Below are 12,932 nucleotides of genomic sequence, written 5' to 3'. Positions count from 1 at the left end.
TCAATTAATTATTCTTACAGTATCCGCTGATTCTTTTCAGCGGATTTTTTGTTTAAGAAATAATAATTTTGACAAAAAATAACACGTTCTGATGATTCAAAACGTGTCATTCTTTTATTTCTTAATTTGATTTATTCAGATTTTGCAACAGCTGTTCTTTCTGAAACACCGTTTGCATTGAAAGCTTCTATCTGGAAGTAGTAAGCATCTGTTCTGTCTGCACCTGTAAAGAAATATTCATTCTTTCCGTAGACCATAATACTTCCGTACAATTTATCAGGAGACTTTCCGAAATAGATTACATAGCCGTCTGCATCAGGATTCTGCTGCCATTTCATCCAGATACTTCTTCTTTCACCATATTTCTTAGGGTCAGCTCTTAGAGGTACAAAACCTTCTACTTTGGCGGGCTGCTTCCCTGCTCCTTTTCCAAATACCCTGAAACCGCTCAGTGCAAATTTCCCGGTAGGCATTTTCAGATTTTCCATTTTAAGGAAACGGGCTTTTGCAGGTTGCTCCAATTCTACATAGTCATGAGGGACGTCTTTCGCGTTTTTGCTTTTATCCACAATCACATTCCATTTCTTTCCGTCATTGGAACCATAGATTTTGTATTGGTGCATCTTTCCTAGAGTTTTCCCCATAAACTCTGCATCCTGATCAGCATAATTGATCTGAATGGCATTAATAGTAGAAACCTCACCAAGATCTGTCTGAAACCATTCTCCTGAATTTCCCGTCTTGGCACTCCAGTATGTTTTGATATCTTCATCTACAGCATAATTGGGCTGATAACCACCTAAAGTTGATGAAACCTGAACCGGTTTATTATAATTCAGCAGCATCCATCCGGCAAAAAGACCTTTTGTAAAATCTTTGCCTTGTGCATACTGCGGAAGGTATGTAGGATAATCACCATAAGCTGTATTACAGTACATCACATCGTCTTTATCAAAACCTGCCGGCCAGATTCCCAGTCTTCTCTCAAAATTATTTTTAGTGGAAATAAAAATGGTTGAAATGTGCCACCAGTTTTTATAATTGTCTTCAAACGTAGCTCCGTGACCCGCTCCTCTGGCAAAACCTCCCGGTTTATAGGAAAATGGATTATGCTGCTGATATTCAAAACCTTCTAAAGGATTTTTGCTGACATATACTCCATCAGAATATCCACTGAATTCTGTTGCCGGTGCACCGTACTGCATATAGTATTTCCCGTTGTGCTTTGTCATCCAAGCTCCTTCTACAAAAGGCTGAAGAAAAACATTATCATTGTACTCACCGAAACGTTCCCATCCGTGGTCTTCCGGTTTTAGTTTAATAATCGGTTTTACAAAACCTTCGGACTGAAGGTTTTTTACTTTCACTTCTGTTCCCAGCAATGGCCATTCATTACTGGAGCCCCAGTACAGATATAATTTATTCTTATCTTCATCATAATGGAATGCAGGATCCCACGCTCCTACTTTTAAAGTATCTACTGCAATTTTCCAGTCATCTTTGGTTGGGTTTGTACTTTTCCAGATCGGAAAATCCTGTTCCCAGGTAGAACCATAAACGTACAAAGTATCTTTCATGGCCCAAACTGCCGGAGCATTTAGGTCATGGGTATATTTATTGTCTCTTAAAAATTTCCTTTTTACAAACTTCCAGTCCAGCATATCATCACTGTACCAATACCCTTCTTGGTTTGTAGAAAAAAGAAACAATTTATTCTTAAAATTAACAATCACCGGATCTGCCGTAGCACGGTGTTTTCCCTGTTTAGAAAAAACTTCAAAAGGAGTATAGCCATAATCAATATTAATAGGATTACAGAACGTCTTCTGCTGTGCTCCTGCAAAGATTCCGAGAAAGATTGCTAATGCCAGAAAGTATTGTCTCATTTTTAGATTTTAAAGATTACCGCAAAGTTAGCTAACTTTTTTGGGTTTTCTCCAAATAAAGCCGTCCAGGAGATAATGAGTAAGCTGTGGCACGACTAATAACGGAACCAGAAACTGAAACCATTTTTCTGAGATCATCACATTCAGGGAAAAATGCTCGTTCCAGACCAGAGTTTCCCACAAAAATTCTTCTACAAAAGCAAATCCTAAAATAACTCCTATGAACAAAACTATTCCGGAAAAAGATTTAAAAATCAGCATTCCATTCAACATACTATTTTCTTTCTGCTGTATTTCCCGGATATAGATCAATGCGATATAAGGGATTCCATGGGAGACTACATTCAGAAAAGTAAAAAGAAGATCATTGTTAAAGTACACAATTCCGAAATACCAGGAAAGGAAAGTTCCGGTGATCAATGCCGTTTTCGGGATATTAATATTTTTTGTTTTAAAAACTTCAATTACAGTTTTAAAAAGCCAAACGATAAGAATTACAAAATATATTACAGTAATCAGAGGAATGTAGTTGGGAAGATTTTGAAGCCAGTCAAACTCATTATTGACAAACCAGGTAAAGGCACGAGGTGTTCTGAACCAGTATAACATGGGAAAGATTGTTGCCGAATAAACGGCCACCTCATCTATTTTCTTGCTCAAGTTATTCGGTTCAAAACGTGCATAAATCCTCATAAATCCGTATTGCTGGCGTATAAAATGAAATACGGCTATTAAAGCAAGTACCGACCAAAATGTCAGATTTCCGAATTGGAACAGAACAATACCCAAAACCCAGCTTAAGGCAGGAATTCCGAGATAAAGCAGTTTATTTTTCTGGATTTCACCTTTTACAAAATAGGTTTTGAACAAGGTAGAATAAACATGAGCCACATCCACAAAAACAATCAGGAAAAGCCATGTATAAAAAGAATAATGATTTTCCAGCCCCTGAATCTGTTTCTGAAAGAGAAAAATAATTAACAATATAACAAAAGGCGGTGATAGAATAAACCACCAGTCTGTTTTTGCATTATGTATCCAGGGTTGCTTCATTGTATTATTTTATATCATTTTTTCTGCAGTCCGGATTCCCTGATAAAAGGCTTCTTCAAAAATAGATATTCCGGAAAGATCAGAATGGGCAAAGAAAATTTTATCATCAATAGGTTCTTTTGCTGCTCTGGTTTTTTCTCCAAAGATTTGGTCAGGAACCGGCGCAATCATCGCATGTCCTATTTTATGAAACTGCATTTCCAGAATAAAATCTTCTATCAGAGGATGTGCCTTCTTAAGATCATCCAAAACTAAAGTTTTCAGTTCAGCATCTTTCATCGCATACAGCTTTTTTCTTGCTTTTCTACAGTCTCCGGTTGAAAAGCTTTTGTAATGGGTAATCACTTTTTCTCCCATAATCTGGTTAAGATTCTGATGCTGATCAAAAATATAACCCAATCCGGAAGATCCATAAATTACATTATCCCAGGCCAGTTCTTCATCTCCTCCGAACTCATTTTTCAAAGTAATGGTTGTTAAAAGCCAGGGCACATAATTGAATGAGGATGCTTTTTTATGATTAAAAATCCTTTCGTTTACAAACTGTGGTGATGCAAACAGTACTTTATTGGCTATAATTTTTTTGGTTTTCTTTTCGGTATTGTCGAAACTCAGTACTTCAACGTTATCATTAAGTTTTACATCAAAGACAAGATTACCGGACATATGTTTCCCTTCGGTATATTTTGAAAAATGTTTTGCCAGCCTTGCATTGCCTTCCGGCCATGTAAATACCTGATCTTTATATTGTGTACTCCAGTTATTTTTTCTTCCGGCGAAATAATGAATTCCCGCCCATGCTGAAACGTAGTCTATCCCTAATCCGAAATCGTCTCTGCAGGAATAGTCTAGCAGCCAGAGAAGTTCTTCAGAGTGATAGTTATTATCTTTGAGCCAGTCTTTAAAGATGAGCCTTTCAAGTTTTAAAACCTCATCTTCTCTGCTTGAATCATGCACCGGAATAGCAAACCAATATTTTCCCTGTGCATCTTTCTTTGTACGAAACTCATCCATCAACTTGAAAAAGCGGTTAAGTTCCTGCTGGGTTTCTCTTGATACCCCTTTTTGAGGAACAATATCATTCTGCCAGGAGTTTTTATAAAACAATCTTTCCTGTTGCGGAAAAGTCATTTGGTACTCATCAAGAATGGGTTCTCCGTTATCCTCAACTCCTAAGCAGATCTCACATTCTTTCAAAAATTCGATGATTTCTGTATTCTCTTTGTTGGGTAACGGTAAATAATGAGCACCTAACGGAAACTTCGAAAATGAATTCTGCCCGTTGGAAGAATTTCCCCCCAGATGATTTTCCATTTCAAGGAGAAGGTAATCATTTTCATTATTTAAATTAAAAAACCGGCATGCAGAAAGCCCGGAAATACCACCACCGACAATAAGATACTTTGTGTGGATAACTTCTGAAAACGGTGGAAAATCTTTTGCCCACAGCCGATGTCCGAGAACATAATTGGTACCGGTGATTATTAGTAACAATGATTTTGCCTTCTTTCTGCAATACTGCAAAAAAGGAAGCATTAGACTACCTAAAAATATAGTTTTAATAAATTCTTTTCTACTGTACTTTCCCCCACTCTTCATCGAAATAACGAACTAGTATCTGGTTATCCAGACGGTTAACTTCTACGTCTTTCACTTTCATATCTTTATTAAAATAAGACATCTGTGAAAAGTTGTAATCATAAAATTTTAAACCCGGAAGCTTTCTGTAGATTCTGTTGTTGACAGGTTCAAATGAAGCCATAGAAAATCCCCATTCTCCAAAAGACGGAACATAGGTATGGTATGCTGCTGTGAAAGGAAAAATCTGATTGATCGTTTTTTCTATACACCAGAACGATTTGGGAGCAAAATAAGGAGAAGTGGTCTGAACCACTATTTTAGTGTCCAGCGTCGTCAGCTTCTCCAGTTCTTTATAAAACTGCAGTGAATAGAGTTTTCCCAGGCTGTAATTGGATGGATCCGGAAAGTCTATAATGATGACATCAAACTTTTTTTTGTTTTCTTTTACCCAAATGTAAGCGTCTTTATTAATCACTTCCACTTTAGGATTGGAGAAAGATCCCTGATTCAGCCTTCGCATGGTTTCATTGGTCTTAAAAAATTGCGTCATTTCCCCATCGAGGTCTACGAGCATTATTTTTTTAACGTCTTTGTATTTTAATACTTCTCTTGCTGCAAAACCGTCTCCTCCTCCCAGAATCAGAACGTTATCAATATTTTTGGCCATAGACATAGCAGGATGTACCAAAGCTTCATGATAACGGTATTCATCGGTAGAAGAAAACTGCAGGTTGTTATTTAAATAGAGACGAAATTCGTGGGTATTTCTGGTGAGAACAATCCTTTGGTAGGGTGAGCTTTTGGTATAAACCACATTCTCACCATATAGTTTTTCTTCAGAATAAGACAAAATAGTATCAGAAAAAATAAAAAGTCCCACCAATAGAATAAACGCTGAAATTGATTTTACTTTTAATGAAAGCGGCTTTGACAATTCTCTTTTGAGGTAATAACACAGGAATATCGCGATAGAAATATTAATGAGTCCGAAAAACAATGGGGTTTTTACAATCCCCAGCTTCGGAATCAAAACCAGCGGAAATAGAATGGATGCCAGCAAGGCTCCGATATAATCGAATGCAAAGACATTTGAAACTAAATCTTTAAACTGTACCCTGTCTTTCAGAATATTCATTAAAAGCGGAATTTCCACACCAACGAGGCATCCTGTGAAGAAGACAAAGAGATAGAGAACGCTTTCAAAATGTGCCAGTGTATTAAACAAAGTAAAGAGCACAACAGAGCTGATTCCGCCTACGATTCCTACCAGGATCTCAATCTCAATGAATTTATCAATCAGATTTCCTTTGATGAATTTCGCAAAATAGGAACCTACTCCCATGGAAAACAGATACACCCCAATAATGAATGAAAACTGCTTTACAGAATCTCCTAAAAGATAGCTTGCCAAGGCTCCAGCCACCAATTCATAAATCAATCCGCATGTAGCAATGACGAATACCGAAAACAATAAAAGCAGCTCAAGAGGAATCCTCTTCTTATCCATGAATTGCCGCGCTTATAATCATTGAAATTCCGATGATAAATGCTCCGAAGACGATAGCCAGTGCTATATTTTTGTTCTGAGCGATCTCATGCCATGTTTTTTCCGGTGTAAGTTTTTCGATGATAAAATAGCACACGATAAGAATCGCGATTCCTAAGAATGAATAAAGAACCGAGTTTAATATGGGTAAGAAATTGATGTTGTCCATAGTTTTATATTTTTATTTGTGATAGTATCTGTAGAATCCTACTCCTCCTCTGGAGTGGCTTTTTGTAGTTCCGTCACGGTATGTTTCTGTCTTGGCACAGTCGCAGACCTGATTTCCCTGATAAGTAAGATATACAAACCAGGTCATGAAAAATCCTCCGATCAGACAGAGAATCCAGTTTTGTCTTATGTAATGTAAAATATTAGTTATCATGATGTGGTATAAGGGGTATTTGAACTATTCTTCCATTTATTCACATTAAAGAAATGTTTTCCTATCCACATAGCTACAAAGAGAGCAACCATAATGAATAAAATAAACCCAAAGTTCCAGAATGAAACAGGAAGCCATGTTGCTTTGAGCTGTACATAAGTATTGCTTGAAATGGGATCTGAAGTGAGTCTAAGTGCTTCAGCATTAATCAGGGAATCCAGCTTTTGAGTACCGAAAGACGTTTTAGCAAGTCTGGCAACTTCCGATGAATCTTTTTCCAGTATCTTTCCATCTGTAAAAGTTGTGGTTTGCCCGCTAAGCAGGTCGGTAATCCCTATAATTCCTGATCTATCCCGTGATACCGTAACCTTTGAATCCGGAGACATAAGACCGGAAAAGCTAGGTAAAGTACCATCCTTCTCTGCAGAAATAAGAAAGTGATACTGCCCGGAAGTTACTCCACAAAGATTAAAGTCTTCGGACTGGTTTCCTTCTGACCAGCTTTCGCCATCTTCATAGCCATGGTACTGTTCAATATCTTTTGAGGTATATACAACTTCGTTGGTACTCTCATTCACAAGGCTTAGCTGAACATTCGCCCATGAATTATCAACAGCTGAAAAAGCATTTACTTTTAATGGTGCTGAGCCTCCTGATAAGGTAAAGCTTTTGCTGACCAGTTCCTTGTCTTTTACATCAGTAAAATTAATAGACTGCTCAAAAACGGTTTCGTTTGTTCTTGAGGTATACACATACAACTGAAGCAGGCATATCATTAATGCTGCCACACAAAAGATGTTTAAAGCCTGTCTGGTATCGAAATAATAAGGCTGCACAATCCCTATTCCTGTATAATAAGGCAGATGAGCTATTTTAAAGGCTCTTTTCACCTCATATTTTGAAATATGTTCCCCATAAAAGTACTGGCTTTTTTTGCTGGTTTTCTCCTGGGAGATCATGCGTGTACCATTGACGTATTCTTTATAGGTAGCAATGCTGAAATCCAGATGTTCATCAAAAAAACCAGCTGCTGCATCAATACTGCATTGAGAATTTTCGTACCAGCGATACGTTCGTCCGGCATAGGTTGGTAACTTTGAGTTTTTACTTTTAAAATCGTCAGGATGTATCGGGATAAGGAAAACCCAATGCCCGTCACTCTCACTCAGGAAAGCATCATTTCCTTTACTGTCTTTTAAAGAGTATTCACGCCAGAAAATACTGTTTCCGTATTTCTTGACAACAATTGCCACGACGGTATATTCTACACCTTTAATTTTTCCTTTTTGTCCGACATCTAACACAACGTTTTCCGTTGGAACCTTCAAATGTTTGATTTGTTTGTTTCCTGTTGCATCAATGAGATGAGAACAGGTTTGGCAAACATATTCTTCTACGGGAAAGGTGAGATCTAATTTATTTTCTGATTCGCATGCTGGGCAGACATAATGCATTTTTATCTGTAAATTTTGTGTTTCTGAATGGTATTAGCTTTAAAATACTGAACCACCTCATCTGCAATCTGCTCTACTTTTCCGGTATTATCCTGTGTATAATTGCAAAGAAAAACATCAAAAGTAAGCTGTTTAAATTCCGGCCACGTGTGGATACAAAGGTGAGACTCTTTAAGGATCACTGCAGAAGTAAAGCTATCATTCTCAAAAATATGATTGGTAACGCCTACAATTTCCACCTCTTTGGTTTTCAGAATCTCTTCTGTAAACGCCAGAAAACCTTTGCTGTCTAATAACAAATCTTCTGACTCTGTTTCCAAAGTCAGAAGAATATGTAAACCTTTACTTGATAATGGGTTCAATTAATTTTTTCGTAAATATATTATTTTTTTGGAAGAAAAACCTCAGCAAGCATACATCTTGCGCTTCCTCCTCCATTTACTTCAATGGTATTCAGGTCTGAATAGATAATTTCGCAGTATTTTTCAATAGCGGCTACCTGTTCTGTAGTTAAAGACTGGTAAGCTGTCTGGCTCATCACCAGGAATTTCTTATCATCTTTATTCTGAACCTGAAGCATATTTCCTGCAAACTGCTGCATCTGGTCTTCTGAAATTTCGATGATTTCTTTTCCGGAACCTTTAATGGTTTCAACTACCTTTTCTCTTTCCAGCTCATCATCAATACAATCAAGGCAGATCACTACAAATTTATCTGCCACACACATCATAACATTAGTGTGATAGATAGGAAGTCTTTCTGTTCCTACTGTCTGAAATGAATGGAAAACAATGGGAGTAAATCCGAATTTTGCACAGAATTCTCTGAACAGTTTTTCGTCCAGTCTCAAAGAAACAGAACCGTAAGCAATTTTATTATCGTGATCGAAAATCATACTTCCCGTTCCTTCCAGAAAATGCCCCTGAGTTTCAGGAAAAGACCAGTCATCAATTTCAGCAACTTCAAAGCCCTGCTCTTTGATGCTTTCAATAATATCTTCTCTTCTTTCTACTCTTCTGTTGGAAGCGAACATCGGATATAATACCACTTTTCCGTCTTTATGGAAACTCACCCAGTTATTCGGGAAAATAGAATCCGGAGTATGTGGATCCAATGTATCTTTTATGGTGATCACATTAATTCCTTTTCCTCTCAGCTTTCCGACAAAGGTGTTGAACTCAGCCAAAGCTTTGAGCTGGATATCGGAACCTGTCTGTTCTACCTGAAAGTAATTGTTTTTTGCTGTCTCAGCGTTGTAACCGAATGCAATCGGTTCTATCATTAATACTGTATCTGTTGTCTGCATTTTTTTTGATTAAAAGATTGAAAAATTAAAAAATTGAAAGATTAAGAATTCTCTCACTCTCAAACACTAAAAACTCTCCCACCTGATTATTCTCTCACAAGCGGCATTGTGGAACATCTCAACAAACCACCCATTTTAGAGATTTCTCTGTAAGGAATTTCTTCAACGGTCATTCCCCATTCGTTTCTTAAGTGATCATTCATTCTGGTGAATGCTTTGTCTGAAACTACTATATCAGGAGCAATAGAGAAGATATTCGGGAACATTTCAAACATTTCTTCATCATTGATATGGAAACAGTTTTCTTCTCCGAAAATGTCGATAATCAAGCGGTAGTCACTCTCGTCTACGAACCCGTTTTTATAAATGATACATTTGTCTTCTCCTACGGGATTAAATGTACAATCCAAATGCAGAATTCCCTCAAACGGAACTTTATCATTTTTCTTCAATTCCAGGTCGATAATTCTTTTCTTTGGAAAATATTCTTTTAAGATTTCAATGGCATACTCATTGGTTCTTGCCGTCTTATAGTTTCTGTAATCTTCGCTAAAGCAGGTTCCGATAAAAATAAAATCATTCCATACGATCACATCTCCTCCTTCAATATGTGCTGTTTCCGGAAGGTTAATGATCTTTCTCCATGCTACTTTCTCAAAAACGCTTTTGTATGCTTCCTGCTCGTCTGCTCTGTCTGCGATCACATTGGAAATGATCATCTTGTCATCAATCACAAAGGCTACATCTCTTGAGAAAACCTGGTTGTAGTCTTTGATGATACTTGGACGCAGTACTTCAACGTCATACTTTTTTAGAACCGCTTCAAAAGCGTTCATTTCATTGATAATATCCTCTTCTTTAGGATAAATATTGTGTTCGATTGAGTAATATGACTTTGCGTCATAACTTTCCTCTAGTGTAGGAACTGCTCCCAGTGAATTAGGCTGGCCTAGAACTACTGACTTCAGCCTACCCGTTTCATTTTTAATGTTTAGTCTCATAAAGATTTATGCAATACTACAAATATAAGTAAAGGTCTCTACCTATAAAACTTTTGGATTATTTTATGCATTAAATTTGACATCCAAAATCAACACCCTTCAACAAAATTTCCTTGCCTGCACTGCCAACTGTAGTGAATAGTTCCAAAAACATCTACAACTTACTATTTTCCATCTACATAAGAACAAAAAAACAGATAATCCTATTATTTAATTTCCTATATTAGTGATATAATTTTCGCGAAATTATAAATCTTAAAACTTAACTATTAACACCAAAAATCAAAGTTATGAACAAGAACAATCCGGTGCTGAAAAACGCACAAAAATTAGGAAGAGAGCAACAAAAATCCGTAATGGGAGGTGCACCAATCTCAACAGGCAGAAGATGCTGTGAGTGGGATGATGCAGGAAACTGTTATATCTGGACATGCGACAGATGCCAATGTCCATAATAAAAACGAAAGCCTGCTTTTCAAGCAGGCTTTCTTATCTCGTTCTGTTTTCTTCTTCTGTTTTCTGGGTTTCTTTTACCTGATATTTTGAACTTCCCATAGTATAACTGAGTGAAAATACCAATCTACTGCTGTCCCACCAATGGGTAAACCGATTATCCATGATCTGTTTATGACGGAATTCCAGCCTCTGTTCGTAAGAATCTAAGAGATTATTAAAACCCAATTTAGTGTTCAGTTTATGATCAAGCCATGACTTTTGAACCGATACATCTATGGTATATCTTGGTTTGATAATGTAAAGACTGTTCCCCGTTTTAGATTCATAATTGGCAAATACATTCACCGTAAATCCTTTTGGAAGGGAAAATACCTGATTGAGCCTGACCTCATAATTGTAGATTTTCAATGCAAAAACCTCATCCAAATAAGGCCTGAATTCGTAATTATAATATCCTGTGATCTGACTGGTAACATTCCACCATTTTGTAATTCTGATTGGAAAACTGGTTTCCAGAACAGCAAAGTTCCGGTACGGAAGATTCGTTCCCAGATATTCTAATACATTCGTTTCCGGATTGTACAGAGGATAACGTGTCATCACATCTTTTTCCTTTCCGACTGTAAAGCTTGTGATCCAGTTTTTGTAGCGGTAGGTTGCTTTGATCTGGCTTGTAAAGGAAGGAAGCAGATAAGGATTTCCTATCCAGTAATTTAACGGACTGAAATAAAATCGGAACGGATTAAGCTGAGAGAATACCGGTCTCGTTATTTTCCTGCTGTAGGAAAGGGAAAATTCACTGGACTTGTTAAAAGTATAGTTTGCACTTAGTGAAGGCAGCCATTTCAGATAGTTTCTTGCAACAACAGAATCCACAGTAATTGCATTGGAAATACTGTTTGTATTTTCAAATCTTAATCCTGCATTAATCTGTAAGTTTCCCATTTTCTGTCTGTACGCCAGATAGCCTGCCCATATTTTTTCTTTATATGAAAACACGTTACTTCTCGCAGGATCAAAGACAAATTGACTTCCGGCAGATAATGTATCATACCTGATATTATTTTGAGTGTCTGAACTGCTGTATTTAACTCCTGCTTCAAGATCTGCATGATCAATTTTCTGCGAAACATCTATTTGGGCAGTATAGATATTTATTTTATTAATCAAGTCAGATTTCCAGTAAGACAGAAGATTTGTTACAGCCTGATCTCTATTGATAAAATCATCCTTCTGTTTATTTTTAACTGAAAGATAGTTTCCTAAAAAACTGAGTTTAAAACCTTTATTTTGAAAAGAATAATCGGTGGTAATTCCATAATTATATTGTGAATAACGGGTGGGATTTTCACTGGCGGTATTCAATACTGTTTGGGTTTCATTTTGATCGGTAGTAAAAAGTGATCCGTTTCGTGAACGGTCATTATTCCTGAAATTCCCTCTCAGATTGATTCCCAATCTGTTTTTATCATTCAGTCTGAAATCTGCTCCCGTCTGAATACTGTACACCTTTCCAAAATCTTCCTGATAGGTATGAGTGCGCATCATATTCGTATTTGCCAATCGCTGCAAAGCCTGATAACGATAGGTTGAAATACCTTCATTATAGCCTGCCTGAAGACTGTAAGTCACTTTTCCCGTATGATAAGATGTATTGAATGCATTTTCCCTGTAGTTGAATTTATTAATATACACATTCCCATTATAGCTTGCCTTCCAGCCGAGACTGGTATTCTTTTTTAATTTAATATCAATAATTCCTTTAAATTCTGCATCATATTTTGAAGACGGATTGGTATTCACTTCTACAGATTCCACCATATCCGGGGATAAAGACCGCAAATAGGCCTGCAGCTCCTGATTGCTCATCACAACAGGTTTTCCATCAATAAGCACAGCCGGAGCAATTCTCCCTCCAATAAAAATTCCGTCTTCCTGATCTACTGTAACACCGGGTGTTTTTCTTAAAACATCAAGAAGATGGGTAGAGGTTTTAAAGTCTCTGTTTCCGGCAACAGAGACCACCAGGTTTCCATCGTTCAATTTCATCTTTCGCGGAGCTGATTGAAGAATAACTTCTGAAATATTCGTGGTGGAAGATGTTGCCTGAGCCAGAGAATCCGGAACTTTTCTTTTTACCATTTCCTGTGCTTTTCCAAAAACTGAGAGAAATAGCAGGAATAACAAAAGCCACAATTTGATGATCATAGATTTAAAATTTTATGAAATCAAAAGTATAGGCTTGTCGTAAAAAAGCGGTTTTGAAA

Annotated in this window: 12 protein-coding genes; 1 reads left to right on the top strand and 11 read right to left on the bottom strand. The window is 37.1% G+C overall.

Features of this window, described 5'->3' with window-relative positions; all coding sequences use genetic code 11:
* Window positions 1-131: 131 nt before the first annotated feature.
* From FW781_RS12950 to FW781_RS12905, 10 genes are all read right to left on the bottom strand, one after another.
* Window positions 132-1,886, bottom strand: a complete 1,755-nt coding sequence (locus FW781_RS12950; protein ID WP_149387787.1) for a discoidin domain-containing protein — start codon at window positions 1,884-1,886, stop codon at window positions 132-134.
* Between the two features lie 27 nt (window positions 1,887-1,913).
* Window positions 1,914-2,939, bottom strand: coding sequence for a hypothetical protein (locus FW781_RS12945; RefSeq protein WP_149387786.1), 1,026 nt, complete (start codon window positions 2,937-2,939; stop codon window positions 1,914-1,916).
* 9 nt (window positions 2,940-2,948) lie between these two features.
* The gene (locus FW781_RS12940) at window positions 2,949-4,433 is read right to left on the bottom strand and encodes a flavin monoamine oxidase family protein (RefSeq protein WP_228720195.1); all 1,485 of its coding nucleotides are present in this window, start codon (window positions 4,431-4,433) and stop codon (window positions 2,949-2,951) included.
* A 79-nt stretch (window positions 4,434-4,512) separates the two neighbouring features.
* Window positions 4,513-6,027: a polyamine aminopropyltransferase gene (locus FW781_RS12935; RefSeq protein ID WP_149387784.1), complete on the bottom strand. Its 1,515-nt coding sequence runs from the start codon at window positions 6,025-6,027 to the stop codon at window positions 4,513-4,515.
* Window positions 6,020-6,235: a DUF350 domain-containing protein gene (locus FW781_RS12930; RefSeq protein WP_149387783.1), complete on the bottom strand. Its 216-nt coding sequence runs from the start codon at window positions 6,233-6,235 to the stop codon at window positions 6,020-6,022. Before FW781_RS12930 ends, FW781_RS12935 begins: the two co-directional genes overlap by 8 nt.
* A 12-nt stretch (window positions 6,236-6,247) precedes the next feature.
* Window positions 6,248-6,448: a hypothetical protein gene (locus FW781_RS12925; protein WP_172625719.1), complete on the bottom strand. Its 201-nt coding sequence runs from the start codon at window positions 6,446-6,448 to the stop codon at window positions 6,248-6,250.
* Entirely contained in the window at window positions 6,445-7,752 is a 1,308-nt protein-coding gene (locus FW781_RS12920) for a DUF4178 domain-containing protein (protein WP_394349729.1), read from the bottom strand. The genes FW781_RS12925 and FW781_RS12920 overlap by 4 nt, the downstream gene beginning before the upstream one ends.
* 152 nt (window positions 7,753-7,904) lie before the next feature.
* The gene (locus FW781_RS12915; RefSeq protein ID WP_149387781.1) at window positions 7,905-8,264 is read right to left on the bottom strand and encodes an S-adenosylmethionine decarboxylase family protein; all 360 of its coding nucleotides are present in this window, start codon (window positions 8,262-8,264) and stop codon (window positions 7,905-7,907) included.
* 20 nt (window positions 8,265-8,284) lie between these two features.
* Window positions 8,285-9,208, bottom strand: a complete 924-nt coding sequence (gene ctlX / locus FW781_RS12910) for a citrulline utilization hydrolase CtlX (protein WP_149387780.1) — start codon at window positions 9,206-9,208, stop codon at window positions 8,285-8,287.
* Between the two features lie 86 nt (window positions 9,209-9,294).
* On the bottom strand, window positions 9,295-10,209 hold the full coding sequence (locus tag FW781_RS12905; protein ID WP_149387779.1) for a dimethylarginine dimethylaminohydrolase family protein: 915 nt from the start codon (window positions 10,207-10,209) through the stop codon (window positions 9,295-9,297).
* Between the two features lie 290 nt (window positions 10,210-10,499).
* Here FW781_RS12905 and FW781_RS22445 point away from each other — a divergent pair, with 290 nt between their 5' ends.
* A complete protein-coding gene (locus FW781_RS22445) occupies window positions 10,500-10,664 on the top strand; it encodes a hypothetical protein (RefSeq protein ID WP_156121012.1) in 165 nt (54 codons plus the stop codon).
* A gap of 34 nt (window positions 10,665-10,698) precedes the next feature.
* Here the strand turns inward: FW781_RS22445 and FW781_RS12900 are convergent, their stop codons facing one another.
* Window positions 10,699-12,873, bottom strand: coding sequence for a TonB-dependent receptor domain-containing protein (locus FW781_RS12900; RefSeq protein WP_149387778.1), 2,175 nt, complete (start codon window positions 12,871-12,873; stop codon window positions 10,699-10,701).
* Window positions 12,874-12,932 lie beyond the last annotated feature (59 nt).

This window comes from Chryseobacterium panacisoli (assembly GCF_008274625.1).
In the GTDB taxonomy this organism is placed as follows: domain Bacteria; phylum Bacteroidota; class Bacteroidia; order Flavobacteriales; family Weeksellaceae; genus Chryseobacterium; species Chryseobacterium panacisoli.
The sequence above is the reverse complement of the archived record's forward strand: the minus strand, read 5'-3'. Positions and strand labels throughout refer to the sequence as shown.